A 24235-nucleotide genomic window follows, 5' to 3' on the forward strand; every position below is an offset into this window, starting at 1 on the left:
GAAATTCCTCGTAGCGCTCACCCGCACCCGCCCTGCGAGTGGGGCGACTGGACGCGACCGGCGCGGGACGTTCTTGATGTCTATCGCTCTCTGAACTATGATACTCCGTATCAGAGGAGCGCGGGCGTGCGGATCTTCAAGGTCAGAGTATTCGCTCGACTTGCCCGCCGCGAAGGCATTCCCGACGTGCTCCTCGTTCGGGCGGTCGATGACGCAGAGCGGGGACTGGTTGAAGCCGACCTTGGCGGAGGCGTGATCAAGCAGAGAGTGGCGCGGCCGGGTGCTGGCAAGTCCGGAGGGTATCGTGCGATCTTGGCCTACCGTTCGAAAACGATCTCGGTGTTCCTGCATGTCTTCGCCAAAAGCGATCTCGGAAACATCGAAGCCGACGAGCTAAAGACCCTGAAGGACATCGCGCGGGCTTGGCTGACCGCGCCTGCGGCCACAATCGACAAGGCCGTAATGGAAGGCAAGTTGCTGGAGATGAAGCGCGATGACGAGGAAAAAGGCAGATAGGCCCGTGAGAGAATCACGAAACCCGCGTGGCGCCGCGCCTGCTCGGAAATCCGGGAGGTCGAAGAGCGCACCTGGTTCATCAAAGGCTGCGGGCAGTTCGTCTTCGAAGACGGCGCATCGGAAGGTCAGCCCACTAACGGCGTCTCTGCTCGAGACGGCGCGGGATATGTACGACGTGGGCGTCATCGACACGGCCGGGTATGAGAAGATCACGTTGCGCCATCTCGGGTCCACAGCCCACGCCTCGGTCACCCGGCGGCTCACCGGCAGCGAAATCCGCAAAATGCGCGAACGGGCGAATATGAGCCAGGGTGTGTTCGCGAAGGTTCTGAATATTACGCCCGGCTACGTGTCCCAGCTTGAAAGGGGTAACAAGAAGCCGACCGGCTCGACGCTTGTGCTTCTCAACGTGATCAAACGCAAAGGGATTGACGCGATTTTGTGAGGGCAAGACCGGTCGCTGGAGGTCACAGCTCGATGATGCCCCGCCGCGCCGCATGCGCCACCGCATCCGTTCTCCCTGTCGCGTCGAGCTTGTCGAGCAGCGAGCCGACGTGGAATTTAGCGGTGTGCACGGAGATGCCGAGGCTGCGCGCGATCTCCTTGTTGGAGCAGCCCTCCGCCATCAGCGCCAGCACGTCGCGCTCGCGTGCGGTGAGCTGAAACGCGTCGCTCGTTTGACTGCTGTGGTTATCGTTCTCGCTCGCATCGGTGCTGCCCGGCGCGACAAGCGCGACGTCGGCGCTCTCGCCGGGCGCGACCAGCCGCAGGCCGGCGACGCCGCCGAGCAGCGCCGCCAGCCGGTCGGCCAGCTCGGAATCCTCGACCGCGATAGCGATCGAGATCGGTGCAAGGTCGTCCGCGCTCACGCAGGGCGCTCGCCGATAGTCAGGGCCAGTTGCAACGGCTCGCCGCCGCGCAGCGCGGCGATCTCGACCACGGCGCCGACACTCTCGGGACCGAGCTCTCGCATCAGCGCACGCATGCCCCGGAACGGCTCCTTGTTGAGCGCGGTGATGACATCGCCCTGGCGGAGGCCGGCGGTCGCGGCGGGCCCATTCTTGTCGACGCTCATCACCATCGCGCCGAGGCCGTCATCGAGACGGACCGGTTGCAATCCGGCACCGAGATAGCCGCGGGCGATCCGACCGTGCGTCTCGAGCTTGCCGGCGACGCGCGTGATGGTCGCGGCGGGAATGACCAGCGTGCGGCGCGGGCCGCGCACGGCCATGCCGATCGCACGCCCTTGCGCATCGAGCACCAGGCCGCCCTCGGAGCTGTGCCGAAGCCGCGTGTCGAGCTCGATCCGCGCCTCGATGTCGCCACCGCGCAGGCTGCGCCAGGGACCGGCGGATTTCGACACCAACGCGAGCGCTGCGACCGGCGTGCCCTGGTCGGCCGCCGTGATGACGGCCAGCGACCCGAGCGGCGGGACATCGCTCGCGAGCGGCGCAGCCGTCGCGTTCTTGCCGTCAAAGCGGAGCAGGGCGATGTCGGTGGTGTGATCGCGTCCGACGATCGTGGCCGGCCGCGTGCTGCCGTCGGCGAAGACGAGCGATACCTCACCCTCGTCGGCCAGCGCCTCGTCGGCCGTCACGACGAGGCCGGGCTTCCAGTGGAAGCCGGAGGCCCGCGAGCGATGCGAATGGACGGAGACCAGAGACGGCGCGGCAGCGGCGACCATGGCGGAGAGCGCTGACGACAGCGCAGAGAGGGCGGAGAGATCGGACATCGTGAGCTCCATCGGTTGAGACCAATGTGGAGCGTCGATGGTCGTTTCGGAACTCCCCAGGTGGGCAGGCGCCGTGGTCCGCAGCTCCCTCAAATCGTCGTGCGCGCCTTCGGCAGCGGAAATGCGAGATCGCCGTGCTTCGAGGTCTTCAGACCCAATCCGACTAGCGCCTCGGCGAAGCGCACCGCGGCAGCAACGCCGTCGATCACGGGAATGCCGAGCTCGCTGGAGAGATCATGCGCGAGATCGGCCATGCCGGCGCAGCCGAGCACGATGGCGCCGATGCCGTCCTCGCGCAGTGCCGCCCGGCATTCGCCGAGCAGCGTGCCACGGACATTGGCCTCCGGCTTGTCGAGATCGAGCACGGCGACGTCGACCGCGCGCACCTTGCGGCAATGATGCTCCATACCGTAGTTGCGCACGAGATGCTCGGCGATCACCTTGGTGCGCGACAGGGTGGTGACGACGCTAAAATGCGTCGCGACGAGGCTCGCCGCATGCATCGCGGCCTCGGCTATTCCGAGCACGGGCACGGCCGACAATTCGCGCGCTGCGAGCAAACCGGGATCGCCGAAGCAGGCGATCACATGAGCGTGGCAGCCTTCCGCATCGCCGGCCTCTATCTCCTTGAGCATGCCGACCGCCGCGATCGCCTCGTCATAATGCCCCTCGATCGAGGCGGCGCCGAACCGCGCGGTGCGGCCGATGATCCGCGTCGTCGGGCTTGCGCTGACTTGCGCGGCCTTCGCGATCAGCTCGGTCATCGTCGCCGTCATGTTCGGGTTGATGACGTTGATCACGGTCTCGCTGGGGCGGCTCATCGGGGCATCCGTCGTTGCTGTCCTGCCGTGTTCTAGCCGAGTTCCGCTGTAACGGTCGAGAGCCGTTCACGTCAGCGGGAACGCGAGGAATGTGAACGGGATTGAGCTTGCGAATTCCCTGGCCACGACCAGCTCTGAATCGTCCCATCCCGAGTGTGCCATGCTGCGTGTGATCGTGCTTCTCCTGTTGATGCTGGCCGCCTCGGGCACCGCCGACGCACGCCGGCGTCAGATCAATCCGGTGCCGTTCGCGCACACGCCATGCAGCGTGCTCGACGAGCAGCCATGCACGCCGTCGTTCTGCAGCGTGTATGGGCCGTGGCCGTGCATACCGGAGATGAACTATCCTTATGGCCAGAACCTGCAGCTGACCATCGAAAGCAAGCCGGCCAAGGATCAGGCCGCCAAGTACGAGAGGCCCGATCACGATCTCGACACGATCGGCGATCTCTTCGCCGCGCTCCGCTCCTGCTGGACGCCGCCGGCGGAGGACAGCGCCCGCTCCGGCATGCAGATGACCGTTCGCTTCAGCTTCAAGCGGACCGGCGACATGGTGGCGCCCCCGCGCGTCACCTTCGCCACCTCGGGTGCGTCGTCCGATACCCGCGCGACCTATCTCAAGGCGATCAATGCCTCGCTCGACGCCTGCCTGCCGCTGAAGTTCACCTCGGGCCTCGGCGGCGCGCTGGCCGGCCGGCCGATCGCGATCCGCTATGTCGACAATCGCGACCTGAGCAAGACCTCGCAGCAATAGTGCTGTCCGCTGCGGCTGACCGCGAAGCGCCGGCCCACGTTGCGGGGCCGCCCCCGAAGATGATACCCAGTTCCTCAGGGTGTGCGTGCACGAGAGGGGGACGCCGTGGGACTTCTGGTGATGGTGGTGGGCTTGGTGCTGTTTCTCGGCGCCCATGTGTTCACGACCCGGCGCGAGGCGCGGGCCCAGGTGATCGCGAAGCTGGGCGAGGCGCCCTATAAGCTCGTCTACACCGTCGTTGCGCTCGCAGGTCTCGCGCTGATCGTCTGGGGCTTTGCCGAGTATCGCCATGGCGGCGGCTGGATCCAGGTCTGGACGCCGCCGAAGGCGTTCAAGCACATCAATCTCGCCTTGATGCTGCCGGCGGTCATCATGATCGTCGCCGCTTACATTCGCGGCCGCATCTACACCACGCTGAAGCATCCAATGCTGGCGGGCGTGAAGCTGTGGGCGTTCGGCCATCTGCTCGCCAATGGCGATCTCGGCGGCATCATCCTGTTCGGCTCGATTCTCGCCTGGGCCGTGTTCGACCGCATCTCGCTGAAGCGCCGTGCCGATGCCGGCGGTCCGCCGATCCCGGTGGGCGGGGTCGGCAACGATGTCATCGCGGTCGTCGTCGGCATCGTCGTCTATGCGGCGCTGGCTTTCGCGTTCCATCCCGTCGTGCTCGGCATTCCCGTCATCGGCAATTAGCGGTTCTCGGCAGGCGCGTTCTGCCGCACAATGACGCGTCGCCCGGACCGGGCGGCGCTCATGACCGGTGCCAACCGGCAACAACAAGAACAGTTCAGGGGAGGCGATCCAATGGAGTGGTCGCAGCATGCCGCCATCATGCCGATGCGGCGTGAGCAGCGTTTCGGCGATCGCGTGGTGCCGCTGTTTGCGGAGCGCCAGGCCAGCATTTGGGACATGGTCGAACAGGCGGCCGCACGGAACGGCCAGGGCGAGGCGCTGATCTGTGGTGAGCAACGCCTGTCGTGGCGTCAAGTTGCCGACGCCGCGAGGCGCATTGCCGGCGGGCTGCAGGCGCGGGGCCTGCGCAAGGGCGACCGGCTGGCGCTGCTGCTCGGCAACCGCATCGAGTTCGTGCTGACGCTGTTCGCCGCCGCCAGGCTCGGCTTGATCACCGTGCTGCTGTCGACGCGGCAACAGACCCCGGAGATCGCCTATGTGCTGAACGATTGCGGCGCCCGGCTGCTGCTGCACGAAGCGACCCTGGCTGAGCGGCTGCCGGCTGCTGCCGAAACGCCTGATTTGCTGGAGCGCATCACGGTTCACGACAATCCGGCACGCTCCGGCTTCGCTGCGCTTGCCGGCCACGCGCCGCATGTTGATGAGATCGCCGTGGGCGAAGAGGACACCGCGATGATCCTCTACACCTCCGGCACCACCGGCCGTCCGAAGGGCGCGATGCTCGCTCATTGCAACATCGTGCACTCCTCGATGATCTACGAGGCCTGCCTCGGCCTGACGCCATCCGATCGCTCGATCGCGGCGGTGCCGCTCGGCCATGTCACCGGCGTGGTCGCCAACGTCACCAGCATGGCGCGCTGCGCCGGCACCCTGATCATCATGCCGGAGTTCAAGGCCGGCGAATATCTCAAGCTCGCCGCGCGCGAACGCGTGACCTACACCGTGATGGTGCCCGCGATGTACAATCTCTGCCTGTTGCAGCCCGACTTCGACAGCCACGATCTGTCGAGCTGGCGCATCGGCGGCTTCGGCGGCGCGCCGATGCCGGTGGCGACCATCGAGCGGCTGGCGGCGAAGATCCCGGGCCTGCGGCTCGTCAATGCCTACGGCTCGACCGAGACGACCTCGCCCTCAACCCTGATGCCGCCTGAGCTGACCGCCCGCCACATCGACAGCGTCGGGCTGCCCTGTCCGGGCGCCAGCATCCTGGTGATGGATGCGGAAGGCCGAGAGCTGCCGCGCGGCGAGATCGGCGAGATCTGGATCGGCGGCGGCCAGGTCATCAAGGGCTATTGGAAGCGGCCGGAGGCGACCGCCGAAAGCTTCACCGCGGGCTATTGGCATTCCGGCGACCTCGGCTCGATCGACGCCGACGATTTCGTCCGGGTGTTCGACCGCCAGAAGGACATGATCAACCGCGGCGGGCTGAAGATCTATTCGGCCGAGGTCGAATCGGTGCTGGCGGGTCATCCGGCAGTGATCGAGAGCGCGATCGTCGCCAAGCCGTGCCCGGTGCTCGGCGAACGGGTCCATGCCGTGGTGGTGACGCGCGAGCCGGTGAGTGGCGAAGCCCTTCGCCGCTGGTGCGCCGAACGGCTGTCGGACTATAAGGTCCCGGAGACCCTGACCGTGACCGCGGACCCCTTGCCACGCAACGCCAACGGCAAGGTGATGAAACGGCAGTTGCGCGAAGGCTTGACGGCATGATAGCCGCCGTCGACCGCTGTGGCAGGCCGGGACGGCAGTAACGCTTTGATTCGGCTGGACTCGCCTTGCCAGCGCCATACCGATACGGTATCGGCGCCGGCGTGCGGGCAATGGGCGGCTCGCGCGGCACTTCAACATCATTCGCGCGAGCTCGCAGCGACTCTGACGGGATGTCACTAAGTGTCTGAATTCATTGATGAGGTCGACGAGGAGGTCCGCCGGGAACAGCTCAAGAAGCTGTGGGACCGCTACTCGCTCTTGATCATCGCCGTGGCGGTTCTGATCATCGCGGGCGTCGGCGGCTGGCGCGGGTACCAGTACCTCGAATCCCAGAAGGCAGCCGAAGCGGGCGCAGCCTTCAACAAGGCCATCGAGCTGTCGGAGCAGAACAAGCACGCCGAGGCTGAAAAGGCCTTTGCCGATGTCGCCGCCACCGCCCCATCGGGGTACCGCATGCTGGCCCGCTTCCATCAGGCAGCCGAGGCCGCGGTGCGCGACAAGGCGGCGGCGGTGAAGCTCTTTGACGAGCTGGCGGCCGATCGGAGCATCGGCGCCGAGCAGCAGTCGATGGCCCGCCTGCGCGCCGCGGGGCTGCTGGTCGATACCGCGCCCTATGCCGACCTCAAGCAGCGCTTGGAAGGCGAAGCTGCGGCCGGTGCGCCGTTCCGCCATGCCTCTCGCGAGCTGCTGGCGCTGTCGGCCTGGAAGGCCAATGATGCCGCCGCGGCCCGTCAATGGCTCGACATGATTGCGCTGGACGGTGAGACCCCGCCGGGCCTGCGCTCGCGCGCAGAGGCGTTGCAGGCGCTGCTGCCTGCCGTCGCCAAGAGCTGATCCAGGAGCTGATGCTGCGCCGATCGCAACCGTTGCGCCGGCGAGACTGAGTTTGATCGGAAAATGACCACCATGCGTCGCCCCCAACGTCTCATCGCCCTGACCGTCCTTACCGCGCTGACCGGCGTTCTCGGCGGCTGCGCCAGCGGCGGCAGCTTCGACCCGTCGGATATGCTCGACTTCCTGGATACGAAGAAGAAGCTGCCGGGCGACCGCAAGCCGGTGTTCCCGGAGGGCGTACCCGGTCTCGAGCAGGGCGTGCCGAAGGAGCTCTACAAGGGCGCCCAGCAGCAGCCGATGGAGGATCCGGCGGCCCAAGCCGCGGCGCCGACGCCTCCGGTGGAGCAGCCCAAGGCCAAGAAGGGCGCCAAGGGCCGCCAGCAGGCGGCGGTGAGCAACCCAGCGCCGGCCGACCCGCAGGACGGCGAGGCGGCTGCGGTCGAGGAGGGGGCCTCCGCCGTGCCGGCGGCGCCGAAGCCGAAGAAGATCGTCCGCCGCCGCACCACCGCCCCGCCGGCGGATGACGCCGCGCCCGCGCAGCCATCGGGCGGCCAGTTCCAGGCGCCGGTGCCGAGCGGCTCGTTCAGCCGTTAATCTCGCTCGCGAAACGGCGGATCGCCCGTTCGGTTTTGCGGCCGGATGGGCTAAAGCTGCGCGCCAACGCGCGGGATCATCATGTCTTTCACCATCGCCATCATCGGCCGGCCCAATGTCGGCAAGTCGACCCTGTTCAACCGTCTGGTCGGGCAGAAGCTGGCGCTCGTCGACGACATGCCCGGCGTCACCCGCGATCGCCGCGAGGGTGAGGCGAAGCTGCATGATCTCAGCTTCACGATCATCGACACCGCCGGCCTCGACGAGGGCCCGAAGGGCTCGCTGACCGCGCGCATGCAGGAGCAGACGGAGACCGCAATCGCGCTCGCGGACGCGCTGTTCTTCGTGATCGACGCCCGCATCGGCCTGACGCCCGCCGACCGCGCCTTCGCGGATTTCGCCCGCCGCGCCGACAAGCCGGTGCTGCTGCTCGCCAACAAGAGCGAGGGCAAGCATGGCGAGCTCGGCGCGATGGAGTCCTACGCGCTCGGTCTCGGCGATCCCATCCAGATCTCGGCCGAGCACGGCGAGGGCATGGGCGAGCTCTACGACGCCGTCAGCAAGCTCGTGCCGCCGACCGAGGACGAGGACGACGAGCACGAGGAGACGGACGAGGAGCGGGCCGCAAGGCCAATCCGCGTCGCCATCGTCGGCCGCCCCAATGCCGGCAAGTCGACCTTGATCAACCACCTGCTCGGCGAGGAACGGCTGCTGACCAGCCCGGAGGCGGGAACGACGCGCGACTCGATCGCGGTCGAGATCGAGCACAAGGGCCGCAGCTTCCGCGTGTTCGACACCGCGGGCCTGCGCCGGCGCTCGCGGATCGAGGAGAAGCTTGAGAAGCTGTCGGTGGCGGATGCGCTGCGCGCGGTGCGCTTCGCCGAGGTCGTGGTGCTGATGATGGATTCGCAGAACCGCTTCGAGGAGCAGGATCTGCGCATTGCCGACCTGATCGAGCGCGAGGGGCGGGCGCTGGTCATCGCGGTCAACAAATGGGACCTGATGGACGCTCAGCCCGGCCAGATTTCCGCGCTGCGCAGGGATGCCGACCATTGGCTGCCGCAGGTCGCGGGTGCGCCGATCGTCGCCGTTTCCGGCCTGATGGGCGAGGGCATCGACCGGCTGATGCAGGCGATCGTCGAGGCCTATGCGGTCTGGAATCGGCGCGTGCCGACCGCGGCGCTGAACCGCTGGTTCGAGGGCGCGATCGCCGACAATCCGCCGCCGGCCGTGTCGGGCCGCCGCCTCAAGCTCAACTACATCACCCAGACGAAGGCGCGGCCGCCGAGCTTCGTGCTGTTCTGCTCGCGTGCGGATGCGATCCCGCAATCGTACCTTCGCTATCTCACCAACTCGATGCGCGAGACTTTTGAGCTGCCGGGCACGCCGGTGCGCATCACCCTGCGCGAGAAGGCTAACCCGTTCGCCCACAAGCGCAAGCGGCCGAACTGATCGGCTCGTTGGAGAGCTCGCTTCGAGACCCCTGATCTGATCGCGGCGGACCTCCATCAGTCTCCTCAATCCGACGAAAACCCGAACGGCACCGACGACGTCCTGAAATCGTCCGGCAGGATCTCGCGGCCGATCGGCGGCGCCGAGCGCGCCGCGCATTTCGGCCGATGGCAGACGCGGCAGGCGGTGCCGATCGGTGTCGGGGCGTTGGCATCGGGGCCACGGCCGTCGCGGGTGTAGATCAGTTGCCCGGCATGCTCGGCGGCGCAGCCCACCGCAATGGCGCGTTCGACCCGCACCGCGCCATAGGAGCCGCCGCCGGCGGTCACCGTGCGCGCGATCGAGAAGAAGCGGCGGCCGTCCGGCAGCTCCAGCCATTGCGTCACGATCTGGCGCGGCGTCTTGAAGATGCCGTGCACCGACCACAGCGGACAGGCGCCGCCATGACGCGCGAACGGGAAGCCCGCGCCGTCGAGCAGCTTTGAGATATTGCCGGCGGGATCGACGCGGATCAGGAAGAAGGGGATTTTTTCCGCGCCCGGCTTCTGCAGGGTCGTGACGCGATGCGCCGTCTGCTCGAAGCTGGTGCCGAACTGCCGGGCCAGCGCCTCGAGATCGTAGGCCCTCGCGTCTACGGCTTTAGCGAAGATCGAATAGGGCATGATGATCGCCGCGGCCGCATAGGCCGCGAGCGCGCGCCGGGCCAGCAGCTCCGCCGTCTTGCTGGCGAACTTGCCGTCCTCCAGCGCCGCGCTGATCTCGTTGTCGAGCTCGAGATAAGCGAGCTGCCGCGCCAGCTCGAATTTGAGACTCGCGCTGTCGAGCGAGTCCTCGATCAGCAATTGTCGGCGGTGCAGGTCGAGCCGCCTGAGCGAGCCGAGCATCACGTTCGGCGGCATGTAGCGGACTTGCAGTTTGTGCTTCTCGCGGAAGCGCTCGATGAAGCCGGCGGGGCTGGCCGAGACCTGCGGCGAACCGGTCGCCGAGCCCTGGAAGACCGCCTGCGCCAGTCGCTCGGCGGCGTCGTCGAGCCCCGCGAAATAGTTGCGGCGGGCGGCGAGGAAGCGCCGGACGTCGGCGACGGGATCGTTGGCGTCGAAGCCCTCGGGCAGCGGCCCGCCTCCGGAGATCGCGGGCGCACGCTCGGCAAGCGCGAGCTGCTCCTCGCGATACGCCGTGTAGAGCCGCAGGAACGCCTCGGCCATGCCGGGATAGCTGACGGCAAGGTCGGAGATCTCCAGCGCGGGAATGTCGATGTCCGAGAACATCGGGTCCTTCAGCACCGACTGCATCCGCGCGGTGTGGTCGGCGCCGCCGTCGCCGGCGAGGTCGGCGAGGTCGATCTTGTAGGTCCGGGCCAGCCGCAGCAGCATGTCGGCCGTCACCGGCCTCTGGTTGCGCTCCAGGAGCGCGACGTAAGGTGCTGATATTTCGAGGTCCGCGGCCATGTCGGCCTGGGTCAGGCCGAGCTCGCGCCGGAGCCGGCGCAGGCGCGGGCCCATGAAGATCGAGCGTGCCGTGGCGGTACTCATGGCCAAATCCCCGGGCTGTAAGCTCCTTACAGCTATACACGAGAGATTTGTAAAGTGTGACAAGTTTTCCGCGCAATGTCTGGTCCGGGCGCACACGCTGCTTACAACAGGTCCCAGGTTGTCCTTAACCAAGGGATCACGGACATGAACTTCCAACCGCGTGGACTGAACGACCAGGCTCTCCAAGGCTCCTCGTCCTACCAGGCCGAGGTCGAGGCGGCGCGTGCGCTGCTCGAGGCTAACCCGACCTGGAACGGCGTCACCGCCGAGGCCGTGGCGCGCATGCGCCTGCAGAACCGCTTTCGGACCGGTCTCGACGTCGCCCGCTATACTGCCGCCGTGATGCGCGCGGACATGGCCGCCTATGATGAGGACAGCACCAAGTACACGCAGTCGCTGGGCTGCTGGCACGGCTTCATCGCGCAGCAGAAGCTGATCTCGATCAAGAAGCATTTTGGCCGCACCGACCGCCGCTATCTCTATCTCTCCGGCTGGATGATCGCGGCGCTGCGCTCCGAGTTCGGCCCGCTGCCGGACCAGTCGATGCACGAGAAGACCTCGGTGCCCGCGCTGATCGAGGAGCTCTACACCTTCCTGCGCCAGGCCGACTCGCGTGAGCTCAACGATCTCTTCCGCACGCTCGATGCCGCCCGGAAGGCCGGCGACAAGGCGAAGGAGACCGAGATCATTGCCAAGATCGACGGCTTCCAGACCCACGTCGTGCCCGTCATCGCCGACATCGATGCCGGCTTCGGCAACGCCGAGGCGACCTATCTGCTCGCCAAGAAGATGATCGAGGCGGGCGCCTGCGCGCTGCAGATCGAGAACCAGGTCTCGGACGAAAAGCAGTGCGGCCATCAGGACGGCAAGGTCACCGTGCCGCATGACGTCTTCCTGGCCAAGATCCGCGCCTGCCGCCACGCCTTCCTGGAGCTCGGCGTCGAGGACGGCATCGTCGTCACCCGCACCGACTCGCTCGGCGCTGGTCTCACGCAGCAGATCGCCTTCTCGAGCCAGCCGGGCGATCTCGGCGACCAGTACAACAGCTTCCTCGACTGCGAGGAGGTGACGCCGGAGACCGCGCGCAGCGGTGACGTCATCATCAACCAGAACGGCAAGATGATGCGCCCGAAGCGGCTGCCCTCGAACCTCTACCAGTTCCGCCCCGGCACCGGCGAGGACCGTTGCGTGCTCGACTGCATCACCTCGCTGCAGAACGGCGCCGACCTCTTGTGGATCGAGACCGAGAAGCCGCATATCGAGCAGATCGCCAAGATGGTCGACCGCATCCGCAAGGTGATCCCGAACGCCAAGCTCGCCTACAACAACTCGCCGTCGTTCAACTGGACCCTCAACTTCCGTTGGCAGGTCTATGACGCGATGAAGGAGGCGGGCCAGGACGTCAGCAGGTACAACCGCGCCGAGCTGATGAAGGCGGAGTATGACGACACCCCGCTGGCGAAGGAAGCCGACGAGCGCATCCGCACCTTCCAGGCGGACTCGGCCAAGCGCGCCGGCATCTTCCACCACCTGATCACCTTGCCGACCTACCACACGGCGGCGCTGTCGACCGACAATCTCGCCCGCGAGTACTTTGGCGAGCAGGGCATGCTGGGCTACGTCAAGAACGTCCAGCGCGCCGAGATCCGCCAGGGCATCGCCTGCGTCAAGCACCAGAACATGGCCGGCTCCGACATCGGCGACGACCACAAGGAATATTTTGCGGGCGAGAAGGCCCTGAAGGCCGGCGGCGCGCACAACACGATGAATCAGTTCGGCTGAGCTCCGCCGGGTGACCAGTTGAACTGAGACGACCCGTCTGGGGCGGCAACGCCCCAGGCGGGTTGTTCGTTGGCTCATGCACGCCTCGAGCGCCTGACGATGTGGATGCCGTCGACGGGGGCCGTTGGTTGCGCTGCATGGTGCATGTCGAGCAGGCCGGCGCGCCAGCGCTGCGCCATCGCGATGCGGGAGAAATCGAAGGATTTTTCCGGACCGGCCTCCTCGTCGCCCGGCCGGTAGCTGAGGAGATGCACCTCGTCGGTGTCGTCGAGGCCGTCACGCTGGCGCCGCAAGCGGCGGGCGGCGAGCGCGTGGCGGAGCCGCTGATAGGTCTGGTTGCCGAACATCAAATCGTTCTTGCGCTCCGCGGCCGACTCGATGCCGTCGGGCACTGCGCCGTCGCGCGCGAACAGATCGATGACAAAGAGACGTAGCGGCCGCTCGGCATCGAGCACCGGCTCGAACGGCGCGTTCAGCGACAGGCCGCCATCGGCGAGCCAGCGTCCGCCGATCTCGACAGGCGGGAATTCCGGAATGAAGCCGCAGCTTGCGAGGATGTGGTCGATCTCGATGCGCTCGCGGCCGGAATCAAACACCACGGCATCGCCGCTCGCAATATCCGTGGCGACGATCGCAAGACGCGGCTCGCCGCTATTGAGCCGTCCGAAATCTATCAGCTCGCGCAGCCGCGCGCGGGTCGGCGCAAGATCGTACAAGCCGCTGAAGCGCGTCACCGGCGACGGCAGGCGCGGATGGAAGAAGCCGGAGGAGCCGAACAGCCGCGTCGTGAGCGAGCTCATCCAGGCCGACAGATGCCGGTTGGGATCGCCGACGAAGGGCTGCGCTGATGCATCCGCCTGCCAATAACGGCGCAGATGATCGATCCGCGCCTTAGGCGCGCTGCCGGCGATCAGCGCGGCCGAGATCGCGCCGGCGGAGGCGCCGGTGACGCAATCGAGGGGCAGGCTGCGCGCCACGAAGCCGTCGAGCACGCCGCCATGATAGGCGCCGAGCCCAAGCCCTCCTGACAACACCAGGCATGTCTGTTTGTGATCTGCCGTCATGCACGATTGAAATGGTTGGGAAAGCGCGGCGCTCCGCGCGGGCCCGGCCAACGGCCCCGCCCGCGCGATGGTTCCTCGGGCACTCCGCCAGGAACGATGCAGCCGGCGCGCGGTTGCCCGCCGATGACGTTTCAGCTTTCCGAAATCCTCAAGGCCCTCGGTCCCACCGCCTCGATCATCTTCGCGGCCTGGATCTTCATGGGCTTCCTGCAACAGCGCTACGATGCGGCGATCGATCGCTATCGCGCGGCGATCAGCGACTTCCGCAGCGCCGAGCACGCGCCGGAGCGCCGCGACAATGTCAGGGAGCAGGTGCTGCTGTTCAAGCGGCGCTGCGCGCTGATGGGCTATGCCTGTCTCGGCGGCCTTGCCGCCGCGGTGCTGTTTCTGCTGACGATGATCGCGGGCGGAGTGGACGTGATCGTGCCCGATACGCCCGTCGTGACCGTGTTCGGCACGCTCTGCGCCCTCGGCGGCTTCGCGCTGGTGATCGCAGCGACGGTGCTGGTGATCATCGAGGCGTCCTACACGCATCGCCAGCTCGACGCCGAGCTGCTCGACGTGCCCGATCTGGCGCACCGCACCGGCCTGGAGCCCGGCCGGCTGTCGCGCGCGCCGCGCGACCGGGCGCTGTGACGGCGAGCCGGCGATCGATCCGATCCGAACCATCACCCGGCGCGCCGCGGTCAAGACAGTCTCCTCAGCGTTCGCTCAGCGCCAGCCGCGCGCCGAGCAAAGCAAATCCGCCGGCAAAGGCACGGCGCAGCCAGGTCATCACGCGCGGGCGGCTGACGACGCGATCGCGCACGGCTGATGCGAACAGCCCGTAGACCACGAACACCGCAAACGTCATCGCCATGAACACAGCCGATAGCTCCAGCATCGCGGCAAGCGGATGCGGCTCGTCGGCCGCGATGAACTGCGGCAGGAAGGCGAGGAAGAAGATCGACAGCTTTGGATTGAGGATGTTGATCAGGAAGCCGGTCAGCACCACGCGCACGGGCGAGCGCGCCTTCTCATCATCCTTGGCCTCCACCGACAGCGCGCCGCGCTCGCCGAGCGTCTGCCAGGCCATGTACAGGAGGTACGCGACGCCGCAATATTTCAGCGCGGCAAAGGCGAGCGCGCTGGTGTGCATGATGGCGGCGAGGCCTATGATCGCAGCCAGCATCGCCGGAACGATGCCGAGCGTGCAGCCGAACGCCGCGGCGACGCTCATGCGTGAGCCCCGCGTCAGAGCAACCGCGAGCGTATAGAGCACGCCGGTGCCGGGCGAGGCGACCACGATCAGCGAGGTCAGCAGGAAGGCAGTGGACATCGGCGGTCTCCGGGTTTGCGGCTGCGAAAGCGGCCGGCGTTATTCTAAATCAGACCCCAACATTCCACGCCGCGCCGTCGGACGATAGCTGCACGCGCTTCACGTGGCAGCGAGCCGCCGGGCACGGCGCAGGCCGACACCGCGGCGCGTGAGGACATCAGGGCAGGGGACGCGTTCGACCGTCATCGCGGCGCGTGCGCGCCCGAGCTTTTCAGGTCGTCTCGCCCCCTGACAACAGAGGGCGCGGGGAATGCCGGGCTGCTGGCCGCAACCCATGGCCCGCCTGCAACACAAAAAGCAGGCGGCAGTCACCACAGGTTCAGCCGACATCCGGCATTCCCCGCGCGGTGGTCTTCACGCTTATACGCGATCTCCCCGGTGTCCGGCTTATTAGCCACCGTCGCCCAAGGGGTCATCATCCCCATCGGACTTGGCGCCAGCATCGGGGCGCCAGGACCACGCGATTTCACGTCCGCAAGCAGTCGTTCGTCCGCGCACCTCGAGCACGCTGCGATCCACCTGCGGCCACCGCTCCCCGCACCCAACGTCCGTGACGATCGCGATCCGCCCCTCTCGAGGAGCACGGGATGGGGTGTGTGTAGCATGGAATTCGGAAAAAGGGAAGCGAAACATTCTCGTGGGGGAGACTGACAGGCGCGATGGTCTTGAAAGGCCGTTTGAAAATTATTGACGACAGGGCAGGCGTGGTCCGCGCCCCGAAAAATTATTCGATGGTTGGCTGCAACTCTGCGCAGAGCGACTCATTCAATGCCCATCTCAATTTTCAGCGTACTAAGATCTTGAACGAATTGCTTTGAACTGGCCAGGGTGTAGATGCGCGTGATGTCGCTATTGTTTTGATAGGCGATGATTTTCCGGAGGTCACTTTGCCTCTGGCGCCATGACAATCCGTCAGTAACAAACAAAAATGCTGTGTCGGACTTTTTTGCGGAAATGATCTTCTCAATATCTCCGATGACGTCAGTCATTTTCGAGCCGGTGGCTCCATACGCTTTGGACTCGATAACAATTCGAGGATCATTCATTGATGGAATGGCAATGTCGCATTTGGCTATCCTGCCGTGAGCTCCTATGAAGTTCGAACGAGACGCGAACTTTGACCCAAATACTTGGCGCACCATTTCCTCAGCGAAGTCCTCAAGACCGCGTCCGCGGCGCTGACCGCTGATAGCGCTGCCTCGACCGCTCCGAAGTCGCTCGACCAGAGTGTCACTCCAATGAACTTTTCTGCCGACCTCAGCCACCATGGCATCCGCTATGCCAAGCGCGGCAAGGCCAGCAAGAAATCCTGCGCGATCGTTTTTGAAGCGTGTCTTTCCAGATCCGCCTGGGGCTAACGCCTCACCAAGGCTAGCCATAAACTGGTCTTTCGATAACCCGAGGAACAATCGACAAATTAAGAGGCCGTCTTCGAAATCTTCGTCTAGGAGTATTCCGACGTCTTCTATATCGTAGCTATTCACGACGGGGATCTCCTTCAGCTTTCCGATTACTCGGGTGGCGACGTCGTCCTGCCATTCCACTGTAAGTGGCTTAAGGGCGGACAGAATATCTTCAATGGATTGAACAACGCGCTGCATTACTTTCCTACGATGAGGTATTCTGTGGCTTGCGCCCGTTCGACGTTCTCGTGGGTACCAAAATGGTAACGGTGCGGTTTCTCAAAAACAGTCACGGACTTCTTGTATCGGAGAAGTAGGCTTTCGAGTTGATCAAGATCCGGAAACCCATTTGAGCTATAAGAGAGAACGATGATGCTCTTAGCGAAGCGAGCAAACATCTTATCAAACGCCTGTATGGCGGTCTTCCGGTAGCTGAAGGGCGTGAATTTCTTAGCTATTTTTCGGACTTTAGTGGACATATCGATAGGCAAATCCTCCCAATACAAGGATAGGCCTTCCAAGAAGTGATATCGTTTGACGTAACAGTTGTCGTCGGATCTTGGAACGTACGGGGGGTCGAGATAGACCAGATCAACCTCTTTTAGAGGCAATTCGAATACGTCGCCAAAGGCCGCCATGTTCTGACGACCGTTGTCGAAAACCGCCGCATTGAAGACATCGATCTGCTCGATGAAGTGTTCTTCAAGAGACAGCCGGAGGTCACGACGACCATCATCGTAGCGTGATAGATCTCCAGAAACCGTAAACACTCCTCTTGGCTGCCGTTTCACGCAAGACCTGAAGAGTGCCGCGTAAGCAAGTGCTTGCAGTTGAGGATCGTCGAGCTGGCGGATGTTTGATGACGCACGGTCCAAAAAGCGCAGATCATCCTTCGTGTAAAAAATTCCTTCGAACGTCCGTTCTATGAAGGACTGTGACGGGCGTCTTGGGCTAAGTAGCTTTTTGATATGAAGCTGATCAAGATGACGCGAGCTATTCTCTATTGTAGCGCGGGCAATCGTCGCTGAAAAATTCAAGAAGTCTGATGCAACGACAGTTCTTCCCATCGTCTTCATCAGATACCCCACCGATCCTGTCCCTGAGAACGGATCGAGAGCACTTTCGAAATCGAGCGTACCTAGGACTTGACTAATCCAAGGCAGTAATCGCTTTTTCGAACCCATGTAACGAAGTTCGGGATAACTGACGGCACGTGAAATATCGACGTTTGACGCCGGAGGATTGGCCGCGAGCTGGGCAATCTTCTTTAGCGCTACCGCATTCCCCATGACGGGTCCCCGATTCGATGCCGCTATTGAGCGTTAAGAGATACCTTACTCCCGTCGAAAGCACTTGCGCACCCAAAAGAACTCAGGAGGCCATTTCCTGCATAGGTTCTTTAGTGCAGGGTGGGTTGGGGCACCGTTTGCAATTTTCGTCGCCAGACGAGGGATTTGTGTCCGCGTGACCAGCGAATCCCTTTCTCGACCGCCGAGACTGATGAGCTGCACAGTTGATCAAAACGGATGGTGAGCGCGCCGGGACTCGAACCCGGGACCCCATGATTAAAAGTCACGTGCTCTACCGGCTGAGCTACGCGCTCGCTTCCTTGGAAGCAATGTGACGGCTGGCCGTCACTGTCCGGATCGTCGGCAGGTCACCATCAGAACGCTTGCGGCGTGGCTGTGGTTCACTGCGGGCTGCGGCAACGGGGGGAAGCCCCTGGCCCGTGGGCCGCATCCTGTCGTGGGCGCTGTGTAGGGGTTGGGTCCGTTCCGGTCAATAGGGCGGGCGGGGGAAACCACGGGATCGATTGGTCATGTGGGTGCGGCGATGACGGTCTCGTAGCCCGCATGAGCCGCCGTCGGCGCTCGGCAGAGCGTCGGCGGGGGCGACATGCGCGATCTCACGGGTGATTGCGATGAACCCGGATATCGCGGATGCCTGCGCCTGCGGGCTCTGGCCTCCGCTCATCCGGCTACGTGGCCGGGCTCGCGGCGTGAATGGCCGGGGCGAGCCCGGCCGTGACGGTGGGGGGAGAGCGGGGCGCAAAGGGCGCGGTTTGCCGCCGCTCGCCCCCGGCCGTCACGCCTTCTCTGTCACCTTCGTCGCTGCCGCGCTTAGCGGCGCCGGCTGGATCGGCTGCAGCATTCCCGGGCCCGCCAGCTCCGGCACCCAGACCGGGCGCAGGCCGATCAGCTCGGCGGTGCGCACGGTGGCGTGGCGCCAGAAGTCGAAGGAGTTGATGCGGGACATCTCCAGGACGGCGATGGCCACGGCCGAAAGGAACGGCAGGCTCTCCAGGATCAGCACGGCGGAGAAGATGTAGAGCTCGGTGATCGCCAGATAGTTGGTCGTGATCAGGATGGCGGCGCCGATCAGGAGCAGGGCGCCGATGACGGCCTCCCAAAACGCCTGGAACTCGATCGACATCCTGGAGAGGCCGCCCTTGGACGTGCGGGCAAACGCCAGGTGCTCGGTGATCAGGCCCTGAGCTACGGCGCGGCTGACCGTCCATTGCACCGACATCGCCGCGATCATCGCGCCCAGCATCTGCCAGGGGCGGACCGCGACGCGCAGGCGGTAGAGAATCAGGAAGTGCGCGAGCGAGACCACGAAGGCGGCGATGATCGGAATGGTCAGGATCTTGTCGGGGATGGCGATGCCGGCAAACGCGACGATCGGCACCCAGATCAGGTTGAGGATCGCGACGACCACGCCGAGGCTCTCGGCGCCGAGCCAGTTGAGCCAGCCGAGCGAGAACTCGCGCTTCTGGTCGGCCGTCAGCCGGCTCCGGCCGGGCAGGAAGCGGCGCCAGTGCTTCTTGACGATCTGGAAGCCGCCATAGGCCCAGCGATGGCGCTGCTTCTTGAACGCCTCGTAGGTGTCGGGCAGCAGGCCCGAGCCGTAGCGGGTGGCGGTGTAATGGGTCTTCCAGCCGAGCTCCTGGATGGCGAGGCCGAGATCGGTGTCCTCGCAGATCGTGTCGCTCGACCAGCCGCCGGCCATGTCCATCGCGGCGCGGCGAATGAGACACATCGTGCCGTGCACGATGATCGCGTTCTCCTCGTTGCGCTGGACCATGCCGATGTCGAAGAACCCGGCATATTCGCCGTTCATGATGTAGTGCATCAGCGACAGGTCCTCGTCGCGATGCTCCTGCGGCGCCTGCACCAGGCCCACGGCGGGATCGGCGAAGGCCGGCACGAGGTCGGACAGCCAGTCCGGCGTCACCACATAGTCGGCGTCGATGATGCCGATGATCTCGGCGTCGGCGGCCGTGCGCTCCATCGCGATGCGCAGCGCGCCAGCCTTGAAGCCCTTGACCTTCTCGGCGTTGATGAACTTGAAGCGCTCGCCGAGCATGCGGCAGTGATCCTGGATCGGCTGCCAGAACGCAGGATCGGGCGTGTTGTTGATGATGCAGACGACCTCGTAGTTCGGGTAGTCGAGGCGGGCCAGCGCATCCAGCGTCTGCTTCATCATCTCGACCGGCTCGAAATAGGCCGGCACGTGGATCGAGACCTTTGGGCAATAGCCTTGCGGCATCACGGCGCGGTCGCGCGCGACCTTGTCGCGGGTGAGCAGCCGGCGCGGCGCGCGGCCGAACGCGATCGCAGCGATCTCCTCGATGCGGGCCATCGCGATCAGGATCAACGGCACCAGCAGGATGAGACCGAGGGTGAGCGCGAAGGCCGAGCCCCAGACGAAATAATGCACGTTCCAATAGGCGAAGACGTTGGACACCCAGGCGCCGACGCCCTGCGCCGTGATCGCCAGCACCATCGCCTGCATCATGGTCGGTTGGCGCAGCCGCAAGATGGGCAAGGACAGGAGCACGCCGACGAGCAGCGCGATGGTCGCGAGCTTCCAGTAATCGGGGTTCACGATCGGGCCGGTCCAGGCGAACTTGGCCTCGCGCGAGGCGTTGAGCACGCCCCAATACGGGCCGACACCGCCTTCGAAGAACTTCCAGGGCTGATCGATGCCCTCGACGATGTTGTACTCCATGCCGATGGCTTCGGCGCGGGTGACGAAGTTGCGCAGCACCCAGGCCTGCTGGAACGGGCCGGGATCGGCGATGCCGCGATTATAGCCCTCGCTCGGCCAGCCGAACTCGGCGATCACGATGCGCTTGCCGGGAAACTTCTCGCGCAGCACCTGGTAGCGGTCGACGGCCTGGTCGACGGCCTGGGTGTGGTTGAAGAACTCCCAATAGGGCAGCACGTGCGCGGCGATGAAGTCGACGTTGGAGGCGAGCTGCGGATAGTCGCGCCACAGGTTCCAGATCTCGCCGGTCGTGACGGGCACGCTGACCGACTTCTTGACCTGCTTGATGTAGCCGATCAGCTCGTCCGGCTTGAGCTCGCCGCGGTACAGCGTCTCGTTGCCGACGACGATGCCGATGACGTTGCTGTTGCGGCGGGCGAGCTGCACGGCCGCCGCGATCTCGCGCTTGTTGCGGTCCTCGTTCTTGTCGATCCAGACGCCGAGCATGACCTTGAGCCCGACCTCGGCCGCGATCGGCGGCACCAGCTCGACGCCGCCGGTCGACGAATACAGCCGGATCGCGCGGGTGATGGTCGCGAGCTTCTTCAGGTCGGAGCGGATGCGCTCGGCATTGGGGACGTTGTCGACATCCGGATGGTCGGTGCCCTCGAACGGCGCGTAGGAGACGCTCGGCAGCATGCCGGTGAAATCGGGCGCGCTCTGCTTGGTCTGCAGGAGCCCCCACAGCGCGGCGTGCGCGGCGGCGACGAACAGGATGACGGCTGCGGTCAAGCGCATCGGTCGGGACACCATGGCGGGCTGAAGACAGACAGGAGCGGCGGATCAACAGAGGACGAGGCGCGGCGCTCCAGCGAGACGCTTCGCTTGCGTGCTGCCCAGGCACGTCAGGCGAAGCGCGGCTTCGATCGGGCACCGGCATGCCGTCATTGGCCTTGCCGGTGGTCGCATTAAGGCCGGTTCATCACTGAACGAGGGCTGAACCGCCGGACCGATCGGAGCCGAACCACCTGCGACACGATAGCGCTGCGGCGCGATTAAACAACTGCAGCGGTGCTGCAATCGCTGTGAGGCTGCCCTGCCGGCGCGGTGGCCGGGCAGGGCGCTGGTGTCACTGCTTGGCCGGCTGCGGCGAGGGCGAGGCCTGCGGCGCGGCCGGCTGGGCCGCCGGCGCCGATCCGGCCGGGGCCGGCGTGGCAGCAGGTGCCGGGGCGGCTGCGACCTGCGGCTTGGCGTCCGGATTGATCCAGCAGGTATGAACGTGGTTGTTCAGCGAGTTCGGCACCTTGTCGTCGATCTGGCCGACGAAGCGGGTGAGGCAGCGGAACGAGGCCTGGATGTGGCCGCCCGGGCAGCCGAACCGGTCATAGAGGTCGAGGTGGCGGAAGGCGGTATCGAGGTCGTCGCGGTACATCAGCTGCACGACGCGCCGGCCAAGCCAGACGCATTCCGGATTGCCGGCCGGTCCACCGCTCAACGCCTGCGCGGCCTCGTTGAATTCATCCGCCTTGCGCTGATTTTCCTTGAGGTCCGCCGGGCTGGAGGCCTGCGGCTTTTGGTCCTGGGGGTGGTCGTTGCCGCTCTGGGCGAAGGCGCCGGGAACGGCGAGGACCGCAAGGCCCAAAGAGAGGCCTACGGACGCGACAAGGCGGGAAACCGAAAACTTGGACTGGAGCACGCGTCGACCCATAAATTCCCCGAATGTTGCCTTCATGCCGTCCCCTGGCGGACGCAGTATTGATGCCGATCAAATCGGCCCCGATTGCGGCGGGAGATCGATTCCGACCGTCGCAGGCCGTTCCAAGATGCCGTTCCTAAAATGGCGTTCCTAACGGGCGCATGAACGGCACTGAAGCCTCGGGTGCGACGGGCAGGTCAACCCTGGGGATTCCCAATGACTGGAATCTCGGATTTTGTCCAGCAACGGCCGAACTTTCTCGCGTCATCGTAAAGGCCGGATGTGACGCGCGGCGCGCGCCCCGCCGCCTGCCTAGCAGATCGCCTACTTGGCAGATCGCCGCCGACCGGGTAATCGACACCACCTGCCTGGAGACACGGAACTGAAATCCCTTCCTACGCCGCTGGCGCTTCTGCTCATATCCTTGGGTGTCATCGCCGCGTCATGGTGGTGGCTGGCCAAGCCCATCACGCTCGCGCGCGCGCCGATCGAGCTGGATTCGAAGGTGCAGTGCGTGTCCTACGCGCCGTTCCGCGGACAGCAGAGCCCGCTCGATCCGACCACGCATATCGATGCCGAGCAGATCGAGCAGGATCTGGTGCAGCTCGCCAAGATCAGCGAATGCGTGCGCACCTATTCGATCGAGAACGGTCTCGACCAGGTGCCGGCGATCGCGGCGCGCGTCGGCATCAAGGTCATCCAGGGCATCTGGCTCGGCTCCAACAAGCTGAAGAACCAGCAGCAGATCGGCATCGCCGTCGACCTGATCAAGCGCTATCCGCAGGTGATCACCGGCGTCGTCGTGGGCAACGAGGTGCTGCTGCGCGGCGAGATGACCACCGCCGATCTCGCCGCGACGATCCGCAGCGTCAAGGCGCAGGTCCAGGTTCCGGTGACCTATGCCGACGTCTGGGAGTTCTGGCTGCGCAACCGCGAGCTCTACGACATCGTCGATTTCGTCACCGTGCACATCCTGCCTTATTGGGAGGACATGCCGGTGCGGGCGAAATTCGCCGCCGCCCATGTCGACACCATCCGCCAGCAGGTCGGCGTGGCGTTTCCGGGCAAGGAGATCCTGATCGGCGAGACGGGCTGGCCGAGCGAGGGCCGCATGCGCGAGGGCGCGCTGCCGTCGCGCGCCAACCAGGCCCGCGTGGTGTCGGAGATTCTCAGCCTCGCCAAGCGCGAGAATTTCCGCGTCAATCTGATCGAGGCCTATGACCAGCCGTGGAAGCGCAAGCTGGAAGGCACCGTCGGCGGCTATTGGGGCCTGATCAGCGACGACACCCGTGCGCTGAAATATCCGCCCGGCGAGCCCGTCAGCAACTATCCGCAGTGGAAGCTGCAGATGGCCGCCGGCATGATCCTGTCCTTCGTCGTCTTCCTGACCGGCTGGCTGACCGTCCGCCGCCGGCCCTGGCCGCCGCACATCTCGGCCTGGATCGGGGTCGGAATCTCCGCGACCACCGCCGGCGTGCTGCTCGGCATGGCCGCCGACAAGATGTATTACGAGAGCCTCGGCTTCGGCGGCTGGCTGCAATGGGGCGCGCTGCTCGCCGCCGGCGTGCTGTCGCCGATCCTGGCTGCCAATGCCGCCATGGCCGGCCGTCCGTTGCCGACCTTCCTCGATCTGCTCGGGCCGAATGACGGCCGCAAGCAGCTGAAGATCACCTACGCGCTGGGCCTCGTGCTCGTCGTCACGGTGCTGATCGCGGCCGAGACGGCGCTGGGCTTCGTGTTCGACCCGCGCTACCGCGACTTCCCGTTCGCCAGCCTGACCATGGCCGTGGTGCCGTTTGCGATGCTGCTCGGCAACCGTCCGGCGCAAGGGCCACGGCCGATTGCGGAGGCCAGCTTTGCCGGCCTGCTCGCGATCTCCTCGGTCTACGTGATCTACAATGAAGGCCGCGACAATTGGCAGGCGTTGTGGACCTGCGCGATGTACCTGACGCTCGCCTTTACGCTGTGGCGGGCGCGGGCCGCGCAAAGCCGAGGATGAGCAGGCCGATCGCAAGGCCCGACAGCACGATGTTGTAGAGCACGATGCCGAGGCCGGCGGCGATCAGTCCGCCGGTCAGGAGCACGATCGACGGCCGCATCACATGCAGCACCGCGATCACCAGCGCGGTGGCGCCGAACACCGAATTCTTGAACAGCGTGGTCGCGACCGCCCGGCTCTTGCAGGCGAGAGTCTGCAGACCGGCGTCGCAGGCGAGCGCAACGCTCGACAGCTCGATCGCGAGATAGCGCAGATAGAGGGCGTAACCGACGGTGACGAAGCCGACGATCAGGAGCCATTGCACCTGATAGGGCGAGAGGCGGAACGGGGTCTTTTTCATGCGCGGGA

General features: G+C 65.3%; 22 protein-coding genes and 1 tRNA gene. 11 read left to right on the top strand and 12 right to left on the bottom strand.

The window, feature by feature from the left end:
• Positions 1 to 126: 126 nt before the first annotated feature.
• Together ACVILH_RS24670 and ACVILH_RS24675 are read left to right on the top strand one after the other, a co-directional pair.
• Positions 127 to 516, top strand: coding sequence for a type II toxin-antitoxin system RelE/ParE family toxin (locus ACVILH_RS24670; protein WP_456715204.1), 390 nt, complete (start codon positions 127 to 129; stop codon positions 514 to 516).
• A gap of 166 nt (positions 517 to 682) precedes the next feature.
• Positions 683 to 961: a helix-turn-helix domain-containing protein gene (locus tag ACVILH_RS24675; RefSeq protein ID WP_456715205.1), complete on the top strand. Its 279-nt coding sequence runs from the start codon at positions 683 to 685 to the stop codon at positions 959 to 961.
• A 22-nt stretch (positions 962 to 983) separates the two neighbouring features.
• Here the strand turns inward: ACVILH_RS24675 and ACVILH_RS24680 are convergent, their stop codons facing one another.
• From ACVILH_RS24680 to ACVILH_RS24690, 3 genes are all read right to left on the bottom strand, one after another.
• Positions 984 to 1385 carry a response regulator transcription factor gene (locus ACVILH_RS24680; RefSeq protein ID WP_456715206.1) on the bottom strand — a complete coding sequence of 134 codons (402 nt, stop codon included), beginning with the start codon at positions 1383 to 1385 and terminating at the stop codon, positions 984 to 986.
• Complete coding sequence (locus ACVILH_RS24685) at positions 1382 to 2248, bottom strand: S1C family serine protease (RefSeq protein WP_456715207.1); 867 nt, start codon at positions 2246 to 2248, stop codon at positions 1382 to 1384. The genes ACVILH_RS24680 and ACVILH_RS24685 overlap by 4 nt, the downstream gene beginning before the upstream one ends.
• 89 nt (positions 2249 to 2337) lie before the next feature.
• Positions 2338 to 3069 carry an aspartate/glutamate racemase family protein gene (locus ACVILH_RS24690; protein ID WP_456715208.1) on the bottom strand — a complete coding sequence of 244 codons (732 nt, stop codon included), beginning with the start codon at positions 3067 to 3069 and terminating at the stop codon, positions 2338 to 2340.
• A gap of 160 nt (positions 3070 to 3229) precedes the next feature.
• Here ACVILH_RS24690 and ACVILH_RS24695 point away from each other — a divergent pair, with 160 nt between their 5' ends.
• The 6 genes from ACVILH_RS24695 (at position 3230) to der (ending at position 9103) form a co-directional block, all read left to right on the top strand.
• Positions 3230 to 3823, top strand: a complete 594-nt coding sequence (locus ACVILH_RS24695) for a hypothetical protein (RefSeq protein WP_456715209.1) — start codon at positions 3230 to 3232, stop codon at positions 3821 to 3823.
• 105 nt (positions 3824 to 3928) lie between these two features.
• Positions 3929 to 4516 (top strand): NnrU family protein, encoded by a 588-nt coding sequence (locus ACVILH_RS24700; protein ID WP_456715210.1) that lies wholly within the window; start codon positions 3929 to 3931, stop codon positions 4514 to 4516.
• Positions 4517 to 4627: 111 nt separating this feature from the next.
• Positions 4628 to 6223 carry a class I adenylate-forming enzyme family protein gene (locus ACVILH_RS24705; RefSeq protein WP_456715211.1) on the top strand — a complete coding sequence of 532 codons (1596 nt, stop codon included), beginning with the start codon at positions 4628 to 4630 and terminating at the stop codon, positions 6221 to 6223.
• A gap of 180 nt (positions 6224 to 6403) precedes the next feature.
• Complete coding sequence (locus ACVILH_RS24710) at positions 6404 to 7057, top strand: tetratricopeptide repeat protein (RefSeq protein WP_456715212.1); 654 nt, start codon at positions 6404 to 6406, stop codon at positions 7055 to 7057.
• Between the two features lie 72 nt (positions 7058 to 7129).
• Positions 7130 to 7651: a hypothetical protein gene (locus ACVILH_RS24715; RefSeq protein WP_456717066.1), complete on the top strand. Its 522-nt coding sequence runs from the start codon at positions 7130 to 7132 to the stop codon at positions 7649 to 7651.
• Positions 7652 to 7732: 81 nt separating this feature from the next.
• Positions 7733 to 9103, top strand: a complete 1371-nt coding sequence (gene der, locus ACVILH_RS24720; RefSeq protein ID WP_456715213.1) for a ribosome biogenesis GTPase Der — start codon at positions 7733 to 7735, stop codon at positions 9101 to 9103.
• A gap of 65 nt (positions 9104 to 9168) precedes the next feature.
• Here der and ACVILH_RS24725 read toward each other — a convergent pair whose 3' ends face one another.
• Positions 9169 to 10635 carry a helix-turn-helix domain-containing protein gene (locus tag ACVILH_RS24725; RefSeq protein ID WP_456715214.1) on the bottom strand — a complete coding sequence of 489 codons (1467 nt, stop codon included), beginning with the start codon at positions 10633 to 10635 and terminating at the stop codon, positions 9169 to 9171.
• A 144-nt stretch (positions 10636 to 10779) separates the two neighbouring features.
• Between ACVILH_RS24725 and ACVILH_RS24730 the strand changes: the two genes are divergently transcribed.
• Positions 10780 to 12417, top strand: a complete 1638-nt coding sequence (locus tag ACVILH_RS24730; protein WP_456715215.1) for an isocitrate lyase — start codon at positions 10780 to 10782, stop codon at positions 12415 to 12417.
• A gap of 74 nt (positions 12418 to 12491) precedes the next feature.
• Here ACVILH_RS24730 and ACVILH_RS24735 read toward each other — a convergent pair whose 3' ends face one another.
• Complete coding sequence (locus tag ACVILH_RS24735; protein WP_456715216.1) at positions 12492 to 13451, bottom strand: patatin-like phospholipase family protein; 960 nt, start codon at positions 13449 to 13451, stop codon at positions 12492 to 12494.
• A 153-nt stretch (positions 13452 to 13604) separates the two neighbouring features.
• Between ACVILH_RS24735 and ACVILH_RS24740 the strand changes: the two genes are divergently transcribed.
• Positions 13605 to 14117 carry a DUF2721 domain-containing protein gene (locus ACVILH_RS24740; RefSeq protein WP_456715217.1) on the top strand — a complete coding sequence of 171 codons (513 nt, stop codon included), beginning with the start codon at positions 13605 to 13607 and terminating at the stop codon, positions 14115 to 14117.
• Between the two features lie 64 nt (positions 14118 to 14181).
• On the opposite strand, the gene ACVILH_RS24745 is transcribed toward ACVILH_RS24740, so the two are convergent.
• The 6 genes from ACVILH_RS24745 to ACVILH_RS24770 form a co-directional block, all read right to left on the bottom strand.
• Positions 14182 to 14799: a LysE family translocator gene (locus tag ACVILH_RS24745; RefSeq protein ID WP_456715218.1), complete on the bottom strand. Its 618-nt coding sequence runs from the start codon at positions 14797 to 14799 to the stop codon at positions 14182 to 14184.
• Between the two features lie 761 nt (positions 14800 to 15560).
• Positions 15561 to 16400, bottom strand: a complete 840-nt coding sequence (locus ACVILH_RS24750) for a DpnII family type II restriction endonuclease (protein ID WP_456715219.1) — start codon at positions 16398 to 16400, stop codon at positions 15561 to 15563.
• Positions 16400 to 17491, bottom strand: coding sequence for a DNA adenine methylase (locus tag ACVILH_RS24755; protein ID WP_456715220.1), 1092 nt, complete (start codon positions 17489 to 17491; stop codon positions 16400 to 16402). The genes ACVILH_RS24750 and ACVILH_RS24755 overlap by 1 nt, the downstream gene beginning before the upstream one ends.
• A 238-nt stretch (positions 17492 to 17729) precedes the next feature.
• Positions 17730 to 17805, bottom strand: a tRNA-Lys gene (locus ACVILH_RS24760).
• A gap of 482 nt (positions 17806 to 18287) precedes the next feature.
• Complete coding sequence (locus ACVILH_RS24765; RefSeq protein WP_456715221.1) at positions 18288 to 20990, bottom strand: glycosyltransferase; 2703 nt, start codon at positions 20988 to 20990, stop codon at positions 18288 to 18290.
• Between the two features lie 331 nt (positions 20991 to 21321).
• Positions 21322 to 21900, bottom strand: coding sequence for a beta-1-3, beta-1-6-glucan biosynthesis protein (locus tag ACVILH_RS24770; protein ID WP_456717067.1), 579 nt, complete (start codon positions 21898 to 21900; stop codon positions 21322 to 21324).
• A gap of 406 nt (positions 21901 to 22306) precedes the next feature.
• Here ACVILH_RS24770 and ACVILH_RS24775 point away from each other — a divergent pair, with 406 nt between their 5' ends.
• Positions 22307 to 23887 carry a glycoside hydrolase family 17 protein gene (locus tag ACVILH_RS24775; RefSeq protein ID WP_456717068.1) on the top strand — a complete coding sequence of 527 codons (1581 nt, stop codon included), beginning with the start codon at positions 22307 to 22309 and terminating at the stop codon, positions 23885 to 23887.
• Here the strand turns inward: ACVILH_RS24775 and ACVILH_RS24780 are convergent.
• Positions 23847 to 24227: a hypothetical protein gene (locus tag ACVILH_RS24780; RefSeq protein WP_008963041.1), complete on the bottom strand. Its 381-nt coding sequence runs from the start codon at positions 24225 to 24227 to the stop codon at positions 23847 to 23849. The genes ACVILH_RS24775 and ACVILH_RS24780 overlap by 41 nt on opposite strands.
• Between the last annotated feature and the right edge of the window lie 8 nt (positions 24228 to 24235).

The sequence above is a fragment of the Bradyrhizobium sp. USDA 4353 genome, from assembly GCF_054063215.1.